10 protein-coding genes are annotated in these 14582 nt (G+C 74.4%); 5 read left to right on the forward strand and 5 right to left on the reverse strand.

Features of this window, described 5'->3' with window-relative positions; genetic code table 11:
- Positions 1-33 precede the first annotated feature (33 nt).
- The gene (locus J2S55_RS01765) at positions 34-840 is read right to left on the reverse strand and encodes an SDR family NAD(P)-dependent oxidoreductase (RefSeq protein WP_306856788.1); all 807 of its coding nucleotides are present in this window, start codon (positions 838-840) and stop codon (positions 34-36) included.
- A gap of 245 nt (positions 841-1085) precedes the next feature.
- Between J2S55_RS01765 and J2S55_RS01770 the strand changes: the two genes are divergently transcribed.
- The 3 genes from J2S55_RS01770 to J2S55_RS01780 all read left to right on the forward strand — a co-directional run bounded on the left by J2S55_RS01770 (position 1086) and on the right by J2S55_RS01780 (position 7080).
- A complete protein-coding gene (locus J2S55_RS01770) occupies positions 1086-2606 on the forward strand; it encodes an MFS transporter (RefSeq protein WP_306856789.1) in 1521 nt (506 codons plus the stop codon).
- Between the two features lie 180 nt (positions 2607-2786).
- Positions 2787-5864, forward strand: a complete 3078-nt coding sequence (locus tag J2S55_RS01775) for an AfsR/SARP family transcriptional regulator (protein WP_306856790.1) — start codon at positions 2787-2789, stop codon at positions 5862-5864.
- A 52-nt stretch (positions 5865-5916) separates the two neighbouring features.
- Positions 5917-7080 (forward strand): FAD-dependent monooxygenase, encoded by a 1164-nt coding sequence (locus tag J2S55_RS01780; RefSeq protein ID WP_306856791.1) that lies wholly within the window; start codon positions 5917-5919, stop codon positions 7078-7080.
- A gap of 113 nt (positions 7081-7193) precedes the next feature.
- Here J2S55_RS01780 and J2S55_RS01785 read toward each other — a convergent pair whose 3' ends face one another.
- Complete coding sequence (locus J2S55_RS01785; RefSeq protein WP_306856792.1) at positions 7194-7757, reverse strand: ArsR/SmtB family transcription factor; 564 nt, start codon at positions 7755-7757, stop codon at positions 7194-7196.
- A 78-nt stretch (positions 7758-7835) separates the two neighbouring features.
- Here J2S55_RS01785 and J2S55_RS01790 point away from each other — a divergent pair, with 78 nt between their 5' ends.
- Complete coding sequence (locus J2S55_RS01790; protein WP_306856793.1) at positions 7836-9371, forward strand: alpha/beta hydrolase family protein; 1536 nt, start codon at positions 7836-7838, stop codon at positions 9369-9371.
- A 35-nt stretch (positions 9372-9406) separates the two neighbouring features.
- Here J2S55_RS01790 and J2S55_RS01795 read toward each other — a convergent pair whose 3' ends face one another.
- The 3 genes from J2S55_RS01795 to J2S55_RS01805 form a co-directional block, all read right to left on the reverse strand.
- Complete coding sequence (locus J2S55_RS01795; RefSeq protein ID WP_306856794.1) at positions 9407-10933, reverse strand: AMP-binding protein; 1527 nt, start codon at positions 10931-10933, stop codon at positions 9407-9409.
- A gap of 68 nt (positions 10934-11001) precedes the next feature.
- Complete coding sequence (locus J2S55_RS01800; protein ID WP_306856795.1) at positions 11002-12060, reverse strand: LLM class flavin-dependent oxidoreductase; 1059 nt, start codon at positions 12058-12060, stop codon at positions 11002-11004.
- Between the two features lie 93 nt (positions 12061-12153).
- On the reverse strand, positions 12154-13461 hold the full coding sequence (locus tag J2S55_RS01805) for a M64 family metallopeptidase (protein WP_306856796.1): 1308 nt from the start codon (positions 13459-13461) through the stop codon (positions 12154-12156).
- A gap of 191 nt (positions 13462-13652) precedes the next feature.
- Between J2S55_RS01805 and J2S55_RS01810 the strand changes: the two genes are divergently transcribed.
- Positions 13653-14582, forward strand: a complete 930-nt coding sequence (locus J2S55_RS01810) for a LysR family transcriptional regulator (protein ID WP_306856797.1) — start codon at positions 13653-13655, stop codon at positions 14580-14582.

Raw genomic sequence — 14582 nt, forward strand, 5'->3', positions numbered from 1 at the left:
CCGGGGAGGTCCGGGCCGGTGGACCCCGGCGGGTCAGACCTCCTTGAGGAACCCGGCGTCGACGGCGAAGTCCGCGCCGGTCGTGCTCGCCGAGCGGGGCGAGGCGAGCAGGGCGATCACGTCGGCCACCTCCTGCGGCTCGACGAGGCGCCCGGTCGACAGCTTCATCATCTCCGGTGCGACGCTGTCCATCACGCTGTCACGGTCGGTGCCCGCCTGGGCGGCGATGATGTCGGCCGCACCGCCCTCCTCGGTCCACCACGCCGTCCGCACGGGTCCCGGCGAGACGGTGTTCACCCGGATGCCCTGCGGGGCGAACTCCTCCGACAGCGCCTTGGTCAGGTTGTTCAGGCCCGCCTTGGCCGCGTTGTAGTCGACGTTCATCGGGGCGGGCAGCCGGGCGCTGCCCGAGGAGACGTTGACGATCGAACCGCCGCCGCGCTGGAGCATCGGCGGGATGGCGGCACGGATGGCACGGACGACCGAGAACAGGTTGAACTCGAACATCACCCGCCAGTCGTCGTCGGTGGGTGCCAGGAACGAAAAGCGTGGCAGGGAGACGCCGGGCGGCGGACCGCCGGCGTTGTTCACCAGGATGTCGAGCCCGCCGAACTCCTCCACCGCACGCGCCACGACCCGGCCGGGTGCCTCGGGGGCCATCAGGTCGACCGGCACGTGGAGCAGCCCGGCACCGCCGAGCGCCTCAAGCTCCGGGGTGCTCTTGCGCGAGGCGGCCACGACGCGGACCCCTTCGTCGAGCAGGGTGCGCGTGACGGCCAGGCCGATGCCCTTGGAGGCGCCGGTGACGACCGCGACGCGGCCGGAAAGCTGCAGATCCATGGTGTGCCCTTTTCCTCATCAGCCCCTTCCGGCTGGAAGGGGCGCTTCATGGAGCAAAGCTACGGCGGGCGTGCGGCCCGACCCCGGCGAGCTTCAGACCAGTAATTTCAGCTGAATTCGGACCTGTAATCCGGCGCGACCGCCCGGCACATCGACGGCCGAAATACGCCAGCGCCGCGAGTCGCCGCTGGCCAAGGTGGGGCGTCGCCGGCGCGGGCCGGCGATCAGACGCTGGAGATCCCCACATGCCGACCATCACGCCGCCTGCCTGCCCGCCGTGCCCTCCCGGCTCGCGCGGAGTGCCGGACAGGGACCGGAACCGGTGGCGGGCCCTGCCGGTGGTGCTGACCGCGGTCTTCATGACCACGCTCGACTTCTTCATCGTCACCGTGGCGATCCCCTCCACCCGGCGGGACCTGCAGGCCGGCGCGGCCGCGATGCAGTTCGTGATCGCCGGATACGGGCTGGCCTACGCGGCCGGGCTGATCCTGGCCGGGCGGCTGGGCGACCTGCACGGACCCCGGCGCGTCTTCACCGCCGGCCTGGCGCTGTTCACCCTGGCCTCGGCGGCCTGCGCGGCGGCGCCCACCGCGGGCGCGCTGGTAGCCGCCCGGGTCGGCCAGGGCCTGGCGGCGGCGCTGCTGGCGCCGCAGGTGCCGGCGCTGCTGACGGTGCTGTACCCCGGCGCCGGCCGGGCCCGCGCGTTCGGCTGGTACGGCGCCACGGTCGGCCTGGCCGGGGTGAGCGGCCAGTTGGTCGGCGGTCTGCTGGTCGCGGCCGACCCGGCCGGGCTGGGCTGGCGCACCTGCTTCCTGGTCAACCTGCCGATCGGGCTGGCCGCACTGGCCCTGACCCCGCTCCTGCTGCCCGGGGCGGGCCGTCCCGGGCCCGGCGAGAGGCGCCCGGGCCGGCGGTGGCGGGGGCTGGACGGGGCCGGGGCGCTGCTGCTGGCCGCCGGGCTGCTGGCGCTGGCCGGGCCGCTGAGCGTGGGCCGTGAGCAGGGCTGGCCGGCCTGGACGTGGCCCGCCCTGGCCGCCGCCGTACCGTTGCTGGCCGGGTTCGCCCACCGGCAGCGCCGGCGGGCCGCGGCCGGCCGGGCCCCGCTGCTGGATCTGGCGATCTTCCGGGAGCCGGGGTTCGCGCCGGGGCTGGCCGCGGTGCTGGCGCTGTTCGCCGGCTCGGCCGGGCTGCCGTTCGTGCTGGTGCTCTACCTGCAGGACGGCCGGGGGCTGGCGCCGCCGGCCGCCGGCGGGCTGGTCACCGCGCTCAACGCCGGATTCCTGGCCGGCTCGGCCGTCGCCGGGCGGCTGGCCGGCCGGTTGGGCCGGCGGCTGCCGTGCGCCGGCGGCCTGGCGCTGGCCGCCGGGCTGGCCCTGCTGTATCACGCCGCCGCCGGTCCGGTCGGATGGCTGGCGGCCGGACTGGCGGTGGCCGGGACGGGGATGGGATGGGTGATGTCGCCGCTGATCGCGTCAGTGCTGGCCGGGGTGCGTGACCGCCATGCCGCGGTGGCGGCCGGAGTGCTCGGCACCGTCCAGGAGATGGCGGGCGTGCTCGGCGTCACCGCCGTCGGCGCCGTCTTCTTCGCGGTCCTCGACGGCGGGGCCGCCGCGGCCGGGGTGACCGGGGCGGCCCGGACGGGCCTCGCCGACTGGGCCGGCGCCCTGCGGGCCGGCCTCGCCCTGCTGATCGTCTTCGCCCTCGCCATCCCGGTCCTGGTGAGACTGCACTCCGGAGCGCGCTCCAGGCGTTCCCACCGGGAGTGAGGGACCGAGGCCGCCGGTCGTCACTGTGACGGCACCGTGGTCCACGCCGAGCCCGACCCGGGAGCATCGGTACGGACACGGTGCCGGCCGCCTCCGGCGGTGACGGACAGCGGCCGGCCGCGCGGCCGGGGGGTGGGTGGCGGGCCTCGCGGGCCGGACACATGGGACACAATCGGTTCCGTGCAGTTCGGCATCTTGGGGCCGCTGGAGGTCCGGACGGTTGAGGGTGGAGCGGTCTCCGTTGGGGGGCCGCGGCCGCGCGCGCTCCTCGCGCTGCTCCTGCTCGACGCGGGCCGGCTGGTCAGCGTGGACCGGCTGATCGACGGCCAGTACGGCGACGACCCGCCGGCCGGGGCGGCCAACGCGATCCAGGCCCACGTGTCCCGGCTCCGCCGCAACCTCCCCCCTGACCTGATCGAGTTCCACGGGACCGGATACCGGGTCGCGGTCGACCCCGACGACGTGGACGCCCACCGCTTCGAGCGGCTCGCCCGCGAGGGGCGCCGGCTCCTGGCCGCGGGGCACCACGAGCGCGCCGCGAGATCGCTCAAGGACGCGCTGGAGCTGTGGCGAGGGCCCGCGCTGGCGGACGTGGCCGACTCGCCCTTCGCGCCGTCGCAGGCGGCCCGCCTGGAGGAGACACGGCTGGCGGCGCGGGAAGACCTCGTCGAGGCCGAGCTCGCGCTCCCCGAGGGCACCTCGACGGCCGAGCTGCGGCAGTTGGTGGCCGCGCACCCGCTGCGCGAACGGCTGCGCGGCCAGCTCATGCGGGCGCTGCACGCCGCCGGGCAGCAGGCGGCGGCGCTGGCCGTCTTCGACGAGATCAGGCGGCTGCTCGCCGACGAGCTCGGCGCCGACCCCTCGCCCGAGCTCGCGGCGCTCCACCTGGCGATCCTGCGCGGTGAGCGGGCGCGCGGGCAGGCGGCCCGCCACCGGCTCCCCGCGCAGCTCACCAGCTTCGTGGGCCGCGCGACGGAGCTGGAGCGGATCGACTCGCTCCGGGACTCCCGGCTGGTCACCCTGACCGGTCCCGGCGGCACCGGCAAGACCAGGCTGGCGGTCGAGGCGGCCCGTCGCCGGGGGCAGGACACGTGTTTCGTCGACCTGTCCCCGCTCGACGACGGCGGCCAGATCCCCCAGGTGGTGCTGGGCGCGCTCGGCCTGCGCGAGGCGGGGCTGCGGCCACCGGACCTCGGCCGGTCCGACGCCGCCGACCGGCTCGTGAGCGCGCTGGCCGACCAGGAGATCCTGCTCGTCCTGGACAACTGCGAGCACGTGATCGCGCCGGCCGCGGCGCTCACCCGCCGGCTGCTCGACGCCTGCCCGGGGCTGTCCATCCTGTCCACCAGCCGCGAGCCGCTCGGGCTCACCGGCGAGATGCTCGTACCGCTGCCGCCGCTGGCCGTGCCGCCCCCGGGCACGGACCCCGAGGACGCGCTCGCCTACCCCGCGGTGCGGCTGTTCGCCGAGCGGGCCGCCGCCGTGCGTCCCGGCTTCACGATGCGGCCCGAGGTCGCCGAGATCTGCGTGACGCTGGAGGGGTCGCCGCTGGCCATCGAGCTGGCGGCGGCGAGGGTGAGGTCGTTCACCGTGGAGGAGATCGCCGCGCGCCTGAACGAGCACGGCCGGTTCACGCTGCTGTCGCGCGGCGACCGTACCGCGGCGGTCCGCCACCAGACGCTGCGCGCGGTGGTGGAGTGGAGCTGGAGCCTGCTCGGCCCCGAGGAGCAGACGCTGGCCAGGCGCTTCTCGGTGTTCTCCGGGGGCGCGTCCCTGGAGGCGGTCGAACGGGTCTGCGGGACCGGCGAGGTGCTGGCCGACCTGGTGGACAAGTCCCTCATCGAGGCAAGTGACGGCCGCTACCGGATGTTCGACACGATCCGCCTGTTCTGCGCGGAGCGGCTGGCGGAGGCCGGGGAGGGGGAGCGGCTGCGCGACGCTCACGCCGCCTACTTCCTCGACCTGGCGCAGCGCGCCGAGCCGTGGCTGCGCCGGGCCGAGCAGCTCCGATGGCTGGCCCAGCTCTCCGCCGAGCACAGCAACCTGCAGGCCGCGCTGCGCCACGCCACACAGGGCGACCCCGAGACGGCGCTGCGGCTGATCGCGGCCCTGGCGGCGTACTGGTGGCTGAGCGGGCGGCGCGGCCAGGCGGCCTCGTCGGCGCTGCGGCTGCTCGAACGGTTCGGCGCCGGGCCGCCCGAGGCGCTGGAGGAGGAGTACGTCATGTGCGTGCTGCAGGCCGTACCGAATGCCTCGCCGGAGCAGTGGGCGCGGGCCGAGGAGATCATGCGGTCACTGGACCGGGAGCTGCGGCACCCGTTCGCGAACGTGCTGTGGGGCATGGTCGCGGGACCGTCGGATCCGGAGTCCACCCTGAGGCGGGGGCGGCTGCTCGGCTCCGACCCGTGGAGCCGGGCCGTGTCCATGCTGGGGGAGTCCCTGGTGCACCTGCTCGACGGCAGGGTGATCGACGCCGAGCGGGGGCTGGAGTCGACGCTGTCGGGCTTCCGCGCCACGGGCGAGCGCTGGGGGATGGCGCAGGGGCTCGAATGGCTGGGGCTGATCTCCAACTGGCGGGGCGACTGGGCGCGGGCCAGGCGGCTGTGGGGACAGGCGCTGGACCTGCACGGGCAGCTCGGCGCCCTGGACGAGATGGCGGACGTGCTCTGCCGCAGGGCCGGCGGGCTGCTGCGCGAGGGCGACCTCCCCGCGGCCCGCGCCGACCTGCACCGCGCCGCCGAGCTGGTGCGCAGGACGGGCACGTCGCACCGGTCATCCCTGGTCGAGCTGGGATGGGGCGAACTCACCCGGTTGTGCGGCGACCACGCCGAGGCGCGCGAGCACTACACGGCGGCACTGGAGGCCGTCAGCCCCGGCACCTACGCCGCCGAGGGCATCAGGCCGCTCGTGCTCACCGGGCTGGGGCGGCTGGCCCAGGCCGGAGGCGACCTCGCCGAGGCCAAGGAGCGCCACCGCGAGGCGCTCTCCCTGGCCCGCGCGTCGACGGCGGTGGCGACGGATCTCGCCGAGGTCGTCGAGGGGCACGCCGGGCTGGCCCTGCTCGAAGGCGCCGCCGGGCGGGCGGCGTTCCTGCTCGGTGTGGGGGTGGCGCTGCGCGGCATGGCCGTCACCGGCGACCGCGACGTCGCCGGGACCGCCGCGGGCGCCACGGAGCTCATCGGCGCGCAGGCGTTCGCCGCGGAGTTCGCCAGGGGCGCCGCGCTGGGCCGGGAGGAGGCGCTGACAGTCCTCCTCTGACTGTCAGCCCACTGTCTCCGGCCTGTCAGCGCCTCCGGCGAAGCTCACTGACATGACAGACACCAACGTCCTGATCTCCGGCGCCAGCATCGGCGGTCCCGCGCTCGCCCACTGGCTCATCCGCTACGGCTACAACGTGACCGTGGTCGAGAAGGCCCCCGCCCTGCGGCCCGGCGGGCAGGCCGTCGACTTCAAGGGCGAGACGCACCTCGCCGTGCTGGAGCGGATGGGCGTCCTGGAGGACGTGCGGCGGCTGCAGACCGGGGGGACCGACCAGGAGTTCGTTGACGCGGACGGCCGCACGCTGGCGGTGATGCCCGGCGAGTTCACCGGCGGCGAGCTTGAGATCATGCGCGGCGACCTGGCCCGGCTGCTGTACGACAGGACCGCCGCCGCCGGGTGCGAGTACGTCTTCGGCGACTCCATCACCTCCCTCACCGAGACCGCGGGCGGCGTGCACGTCACGTTCGAGCGCGGCGCCCCCCGGACCTTCGACCTGGTGGTGGGCGCGGACGGGATCCACTCCAACGTCCGGCGCCTGGCCTTCGGCCCCGAGTCCGACTACGTCCGATTCCTCGGCCACTACTACGCCCTGGTCGATCTCCCCGCGGGTTTCGAGAACGCCGCGAAGATATACAACGAGCCGGGCAGGATGGTCGCCCTCGGCGGTCCCAAGTCGCCCGCGTTCTTCGTCTTCGCCTCGCCGCGGCTGGACTACGACCGCTACGACACCGAGGAGATGAAGCGGATCCTGATCGACGCCTACGCCGGGATGGGCTGGCGCACCCCCGCCGTCATCGAGGCGGTACGGCACGCCGACGACTTCTATCTCGACTCGATCAGCCAGGTCCGGATCGACCACTACGCCAAGGGCCGGGTGGTGCTGCTCGGCGACGCCGCCTACGGCAACACGCTGGGCGGCTTCGGCAGCGGGCTGGCCATGGTCGGCGCCTATGTCCTGGCCGGCGAGCTCGCGGCGGCCGGAGGGGACCACCGCGTCGCCTTCCGGCGCTACGAGGAGGAGTTCCGCGACTACGCCAAGGTCGCCCGGAACGGCAACGCCGGTCCCTTCCTCGCCCCCGGCACGCCGGGCCGGATCCGGATGCGGAACTGGATGTTCAAGTACGGCTTCCTGTTGAAGATCATGATGAGGATGACCGACAAGTTCGCCACCAACATCACGCTCAAGGACTACTCGGCCCTCGTGCCCCGGTGACCCCGGACGCCGGGCGGACCATCCGGCCCCGCGCTCCGGTCCGCCGGCGCCGTGCCCGGCGGGCCTCTCGGGGCGCCGCTCCCCGGGGCCGCCGGCCGGCTCCCGGGGCGGGGTCAGCTCTCGTCGGCCGGGAAGGCGAAGAGCCGGACGTACAGGGGCCGCGCGTCCGGCGGCGCGTCCTCGGCCCGGTGGCTGTACTTCATCAGCAGGGCGACGTAGGCGTCGAAGAACTCCTCGAACTCCGTCATGGTCATCCGGCCGAGGCCGCGCGACGCCTTGACCCACTCGGGATCGCGCCGGTAGAGCTCGGGGAGCCGGTCGAGCAGCCCGCGGTCCTCCTCCCAGCCGATCCGGTGGAACTCGGCGAGCACCGGGCGGTCCTCGGGGGCCAGCCGGTCGGGGGTGGGCAGCCGCATGTCCCTGGGCGTCTCGGCCCTGCGCCACCAGCGCTCCCGGCCGCCGGAGCGCTCCGGGATCTCCTCGATGAAGCCGCATTTCTCGAGCTGCCGCAGGTGGTAGCTCGTCGTGCCCGTCTTGGCGCCGAGCAGCTCGCCGAGCGTCGTCGAGGTGGCGGGACCGTGCAGGCCGAGATGGCGCAGCATGAGCCGCCGCATGGGGTGGGCCAGTGCCTTGAGCTTCGCCGGATCGTCGAGTGTGAACGACTCCTCATCCTTCATGATGAACAGCCTAGTCCTGCAGAAGGATATCTGCAGACAATCCTTTGCCGATAAATCTCTGCAGAATATATTCGGCATATGAGACCGATCCTCCCGGCGACGGCCCTCGCCCTCTGCCTGCTCACCGCCCCCGCCGCGGCCGTCACGGCCGCCGCCGTGCCCGCTGCCGCCGTGCCCGCCGCCGCCGTGCCCGGGGGCGCCGAGTCCATGGCCGCCATGCCCGCTGCCGCCGTGCCCGCCGCCGTCGCGCCCACCCCCGCCGGGCCCTCCGACCTGGCCGTGCCCTCCGACCTGAGGGCGGTGGGGGTGAGCTTCCGCGGCAGCGGCGGCCTCACCCTGCACGGCACGGTCCTCTCGCCCGCCACGGCGGGGCCCGCCCGGCCCGGCATCGTCCTGGTGCACGGCGCGGGTACGGGCACGCCCCGCACGAAGCTCATGGGCGAGGCCGTCGAGTTCGCCCGCCGGGGCCTGGCCGTGCTGATCTACGACAAGCGCTCCGAGGGCTACTCGCTCTTCCGGCGCTCCTACTCGCAGCTCGCCGACGACGCGCTCGGCGCCGTGGCCGCGCTCCGCTCCCAGCCGGGCGTCGACCCGGCGAAGGTCGGCATATGGGGGCTCAGCGAGGGCGGCTGGGTCGCCCCGATCGCCGCCTCCCGCTCGGCGGACATCGCCTTCGTCGTGCTCGTGGGCGCCAACGCGCTGCAGCCGCTGCGGCAGCAGACCTGGGCCGTGGCGGCGGGGCTGCGCAAGGCGGGGGTGTCGGGCTCGCTCGTCGACCGGGCCGAGCTCAACCTGTACCGGACGATCGCCGACGGCGGCATGTTCCCCGAGCCCTACCACGACCCCGAGCCGACCCTGGCCGCGGTGAGGCAGCCGGTGCTCGGCGTCTGGGGCACCCACGACCTGCTGACCCCTCCCCGGGAGACCCCGCCGCTGCTCGCCGCGGCGCTGGAGAAGGGGGGCAACCGGCACTACACCTTCCGCTTCTTCCCCGACGCCGACCACGCCGCCCACCGGACCCCCGACGGGGGCGTCACCCGGCTGCCCGAGCTCGCCCCCGGCTACGCCGACCTGGTCGGCTCCTGGGTGGCGGACGTCACGGCCGGCCGGGCGCCGGTGGCGCGGGTGTCAGGGCCCGCCCCGGTGCAGGAGTCGCCGACCGTCCCGGTCGACCCCCCGTCCTGGTGGGAGTCGGCGGCGCTCCAGCTCGCGGTCCTGGTGGTGCTGGTGGCCGCCTTCGCCGCCTACCCGGTGGTGGCGCTGGTGCGCCGCCTGCGCGGCCGCCGGCCGGCTCCGGCGGCCGGGGCCGCGAGGCTGCTCAGCGCCGGAGGGCTCGTGGCGGTGTTCGGCTCGTTCTCCTACCTGGTCTACCTGATGATGACCGGCGGCAAGCTGGCCGCGCCCGGTCCCGTCGTGGCCGGGCGCCCGCTGATCTGGCTGGCGCTGCAGGCCCTCGCGGTGGTCTCGGTGGTCGCCACGGCCGGCACCGCGCTGGCCTGGCGCCGCGCCCGGGGCTCCGCGCCGCGGGGGGAGCGGGTACGGCTCGGCCTCCTGCTCGCCGGTGGGACGGTGTTCGTCCCGTGGGCGCTCTACTGGGGGCTGCTGCTCCCGTGACCGCCCCGGGACCCGCGGGGCGGCCGGCGGGGCGGTCAGGACCCGGGGTAGCCGCCCCCGCCGTGGGCGGCGTCGAGGGCGTCGTAGTCGGGGGTGAAGCCCTTCTTGGGGATGGCCTCGACGAAGTCGACGTGCTTGGGCTTCTTGTACGGGGCGAGCCGGGCGCGGACGTGCTCGACGATCTCCTCGGCCGTGGCCTCGCCCCGCAGGGCCACGACGGCCTTCACGGCCTGCCGCCACCGCTCGTCGGGGACGCCGATGACGGCGGCGTCGGCGACGGCGGGGTGGGTCTTCAGCACCCGCTCGACCTCGGCGGGGTAGATGTTCTCGTTGCCGGACTTGATCATGCGGAGCATGGGGCCGACGAAGGTGATCGTGCCGTCGGGCTCGCGGCGGCCGAGGTCGCCGGTGTGGTGCCAGCCGCCGCGCGTCTTGGCCGCGTTGAGCTCGGGCCTGTTGAAGTATCCGGAGAAGAGCGACTTGCCGCGGGCGCAGATCTCGCCCACCTCCCCGGCCGGCACCTCGCCCCCGTCGGGGGCGAGCAGGCGTACCTGGACCAGCGGCGAGGGCCGTCCGGCGGGCCCGGCGGCGCCCGGGGCCAGGCCGAGGAAGGTCAGCATGCCGCCCACCTCGGTCTGGCCGTAGCCGCCCATCTTCGACCGGCACCAGGGGGAGTCGTCCACCGTCGTCATCCCGTCCCATTCGGCGGAGTGGGAGATGAAGCGGAGCGACGTCAGGTCGTATTTGCCGTCCCTGTTCGCCTCTGTCACCGCGTCGATCATCTGGCCGAACAGGAACGCCTGGGTGACCCGCTCGGCGTCGACCAGGCGGCAGACCTCCTCGGCGTCGAACGCCGGGGTGAACACGTTCGTCCCGCCGATCTGCAGGGTGGCCAGGCAGAACATCATCGTGCCCACGTGGAACAGCGGCCCGCTGTTGAGGAAGGTGAAGCCGTCCTCCATCCGGCGGACCACCAGCAGCGCGGTGCTGTGCGCGACCAGCGCGGCGCTGCTGAGCAGGGCCGCGTTCGGGCGGCCGTCGAAGGCGGCGGTGTAGAGGGCGAGCAGCGGGGCCGAGTCGTCGCCGGGCCCCGGCGCCTGGGCGGACCCGCCCGCCGGCCCGCCGGGGTGCCCCTCCGGGCGGGGGACGGCCGACCCGCCGGCCAGGAACGCCTCATAGTCGGCGCCGGCCAGGATCCAGCCGTCACCGCTCAGCGGGGCGGCGGCCTCGGACCGCTCCCAGACGACGACTTTCGGGGTGAGGTCGGCCACGACGAAGGACAGCTCGTCGGTGGACTGCCGCCAGTTGGCCGGGCAGAAGATCGCGCCGAGCCGGGACGAGGCGAGCAGCAGCTCCAGCACCACGTGGCTGTTGCGGCCGAGCCACAGCACCCGCTCCCCGGCGGTGACCCCCCGGGCGGCCAGCGCGTCCGCCAGGCGGGTGACCCGCTCGTCGAGTTCGGGGTAGGTGAGCCGGACCTCGCCGTCCACGACCGCCGTCACCGTGGGGCGGCTGCGGGCGTGCTCGGCGAGGACGTCGGACAGGGTCAACTGGTCGATCATCGCGCCTCCTGCGGGGGGCGTACGGCCCGCGCCTCCGCCTGCGGCCGGTGCGCGCCGTACGGGACGGATCACTCGAAAGCCGGCATGACCTCGGCGGCGAAGAACCGCATGACCTTCTTCATCTCCTCCAGCGGCATCGGCCTGGTGCTGCCGAAGTCGCAGAGCAGGTCGGCGAACCCGGCCGCCTCGAGCAGCCGGATCTGGCCGACCACCCGCTCGGGGTCGCCGATGACCTCCAGCTGCTCCCAGCGGAAGTCGTTGGAGACCGAGCCGCCCTTGAGGTAGCGGTCCTGGTAGTACTCGAACCCCTGGGCGGCCCTGCCGGTCCGGGGGTCGATCGGCGCGCTCCGCTCGTTGAAGATCCGGCTCCGGTCGAACATCGCCTCGAACCTGGCCTGGTCCTCGCGGGCCCGCTCGGCCGTCGCGGCGACGTAGACGCTGCGGGCGACCACCAGCTCCGCGGCGGTCACGTCGTGCCCGGCCTCGGCCGCGGTCTCCCGCCAGGTCTCGGCGGCCCGGACCACCTTGCGGAAGGGCGCCGCCGGGTCGGCCAGGATCGGCAGGCCCCGCTCGGCGTACATGGTCACGGTCTCGGGGGAGACGGCCGCCACGTGGATGGGCGGGAACGGGTGCTGGACCGGCCGGGGGACGAGCTCCACCTCGGTGCCGGTCCGGTAGAACTTGCCCTCGTGCCGGAAGGACGGGCTGCCCCAGAGGCCGAGGACGACCTCCAGGGCCTCGTTGAACCGGTCGCGGGCCTCGGCCAGGTCGATGCCGAAGCCCTCGAACTCGAAGCTCTGGTAGCCGCGCCCGATGCCCAGGTCCAGCCGCCCGCCGGAGAGCATGTCCACCATGGCCGCCTCCTCGGCGACGTGGATGGGGTTGTGCAGGGGGAGGACCACGATGCCGGTGCCCAGCCGCAGCCTCTCGGTGCGCGCGGCCAGGTTGGCCAGCATCGTGAACAGGTTGGGCACCACGCCGTAGTCGCGGAAGTGGTGCTCGGCCAGCCGTACCCCGGAGAATCCCAGCTCCTCGGCGAGCTCGACCAGCTCAAGGTGGTAGTCGTAGACGTCCTTGAAGCTCTGGCCGTCGAACCGGTGGAAGAGGTGGAAGGTCGAGAACTTCATCGGCTGTCCCTTGGGGGTCGTCTCCGTGTGTCCCGTTCCGCGCTCCGGGTACGGCTGGCGGTACGTAACCAAGCGCTCGCTTGGGTGAGCCTATCAGTGGTTGCCGCGGACGGTCCAGGCGACCGACTGCGTCAGGAACTTCTCGCGGTAGCCCGGGTCGCGCACATCGGCGGTCCCGTCGGAGACGACCGCGGTGACGGTGCCGCCGCCGCCCATGCCGATGACCTCCACCGAGGTGCGGCCCCGCCAGGGGCGGTGCTCCCTGCCGTCGCGGTACCAGCGGATCGACAGCGTCGAGACCGGGGCGGGCGTCACCGAGAGCGTCGCCCCGCGCTCCACCGGCCGCCCGTTGGGCGTGTGGGAGTCGATCGGCCGGGCGATCGTGTAGAACGACTGGATCATCTTCTCCCGGCCGACCGAGTTGAACTCCCGGCCCAGCGACTTCATCAGCGAGTTGGGGGTGGGCCGGTAGACGCCGTACTGGGTGTAGTAGCCGCCCTCGTAGGCGCCGACGACGTCGCCGTCGGGGCTGGGGGCGCCGAGCCAGTACCACCACTTGGCCCGCTCGGCCCGCATCCGCCCGGCGTCGCGGACGCTGACGTTGACCTCGGAGAACTCGGGGCCGTCGTAGCGGCTGCCGTCGCCCGGGTAGGCGTAGTAGTCGTACTCGTCGGCCAGGTCGCCCAGGGAGTGGCCGAGCTCGTGCGGCAGGACCTCTCCGGCGCGCTCGTTGCCGCCGGAGAAGGTCGCCATCTCCTCGTCGGTGTATCCCGCGCCGCCGTACTTGGCGGAGTTGGCGATCGCCGCGATCTGGTCCACGCCAGGCGCCAGCGCCGCGTAGGACTTCGCGCGGTCCTCGTCCACGCAGAGCAGCCGCTCCAGGCCGTCGCACCAGAAGGTCATCCCGAGCGGGGTGTCCCTGACCACGTCGCGGGCGGGGTCGCCGCTCACGCCGGAGACGGGCGAGGGGATGTCGACCCGCCAGACGTTGAACAGCCGGCGGTAGCTCTTGAAGGGCTCGCGGTTGGACAGCAGCGCCCACTTGGCGGCGACCTGGTCGCCGTAGAGACCGAGCTCGGCCTCGGTGTAGCCGTCGCCGAGGAAGACCAGGTCGATCCGGTCCTCGCTCGGCCCGTTGACCTCGACAGGGGTGACCTCGGCGGCGGGCGCGGCCAGGGAACGGGCCCTGGGCCCGGCGGAGGCGGGCACCTCGGCGCGGGTGATGGTGCCGTCCTCGGCGAAGACCTCGACCGGCCTGGCCGGACCCGCGGCACCCGCCGGGAGCGCGGTCGCCGTGGTGGGGGAGGGGGCGGGCGCGGCGGCCAGGGCGGGTGTGGCGGCCAGGGCGGCCGCGCAGGCGGTGGCCACGGCCGCCGTGGCCAGCAGGGGGATTCGGCGCACAGAACTTCCTTTCCGGACTTTCGGAAATGTCATGAGGTGCGCTGATCTTCGACGCCCACCGGTAACGCCCCGATCACGCGGAGGTGACAAGACGGCCCGCCGGAACCGGGGGAGAGGGCATGCGCGCAGGCCAGAGGGGATCCATCACCTCGCAGTGATGGAAAGTGGGATGGGGGGCATACGCTCGTCCGGTGAGCCTGGAACTACGGCACCTGCGCGTCCTGTGCGCCATCTCGGACACCGGCAGCCTGACCCGGGCCGCGGCGCTCCTGGGTACCACCCAGCCCGCGCTCTCGGCGCAGCTCCAGCGGATCGAGCGGACTCTGGGCGGCAGGCTCTTCGACCGCGACCGCCACGGCGCCCGCCCCACCCCGCTCGGCGAATACGTGCTCGCCCGGGCCCGCACCGTGCTGAGCGGCATGGACGAGCTGCTGCTCGGCGCCGCCTCCCGCCCCGCCGACGGCCCGGTACGGCTCGGCGGGGTCGACGGGCCGATCCTGGTCGGCCTGGTCGACCGGCTCGGCGACCTGCTCGGCGGCCGGGAGGTCACCTCCTACGCCGAGGCGGCTCCGCGCCTGCTGTGCGACCTGGTCGCGGCCCGGCGCCTGGACGCCGCCGTGGTCGTCGACTACGTCGGCCACGAGCTGCGCCCGGCCCCGCCGCTCCGCCAGGAGCAAGTCGCCGCCGAGCCCGTGTACGTGGCGCTGGCCGGCGCCCACCCGCTGGCCGGCCGCCCCGAGCTCGACCTGGCCGACCTCGCGGCGGAGGCGTGGGTGCTGTCGCCCTCCGACGGGGGCGGCTGGCCCGAGTGCTTCCGCACGGCCTGCCACCAGGCCGGTTTCACCCCCCGCGCGCCGCACCAGGCGGCGGACGCCTGGACCATCAGGGAGATCGTCGTCTCCGGCCGGGCCATCGCGCCCTGCCGGGCCACCTTCGCCGAGAGCGACGGGCTGGTCATCCGCCCGCTCCGCGGCGACCCGCTGGTGATGCGGCACCTGCTGGTGTGGCATCCGCGGGGCGCCCTGGCCGCCCATGTGCCCGCCGTACGGGATCTGGCGGCGAGGGTGTTCGCCGACCACGCCCGGGGGCGCCCGGGATATCGGCAATGGCACAGCCGGTAA

Origin of the sequence: Streptosporangium brasiliense (genome assembly GCF_030811595.1) — a bacterium.
Lineage (GTDB): Bacteria > Actinomycetota > Actinomycetes > Streptosporangiales > Streptosporangiaceae > Streptosporangium > Streptosporangium brasiliense.

Bases quoted from the DNA above. Each gene is read 5' to 3' on its own strand.
- J2S55_RS01765 (WP_306856788.1), bottom strand. From the start codon at position 840: ATGGATCTGCAGCTTTCCGGCCGCGTCGCGGTCGTCACCGGCGCCTCC.
- J2S55_RS01770 (WP_306856789.1), top strand. From the start codon at position 1,086: ATGCCGACCATCACGCCGCCTGCCTGCCCGCCGTGCCCTCCCGGCTCG.
- J2S55_RS01780 (WP_306856791.1), top strand. From the start codon at position 5,917: ATGACAGACACCAACGTCCTGATCTCCGGCGCCAGCATCGGCGGTCCC.
- J2S55_RS01785 (WP_306856792.1), bottom strand. From the start codon at position 7,757: ATGAAGGATGAGGAGTCGTTCACACTCGACGATCCGGCGAAGCTCAAG.
- J2S55_RS01790 (WP_306856793.1), top strand. From the start codon at position 7,836: ATGAGACCGATCCTCCCGGCGACGGCCCTCGCCCTCTGCCTGCTCACC.
- J2S55_RS01795 (WP_306856794.1), bottom strand. From the start codon at position 10,933: ATGATCGACCAGTTGACCCTGTCCGACGTCCTCGCCGAGCACGCCCGC.
- J2S55_RS01800 (WP_306856795.1), bottom strand. From the start codon at position 12,060: ATGAAGTTCTCGACCTTCCACCTCTTCCACCGGTTCGACGGCCAGAGC.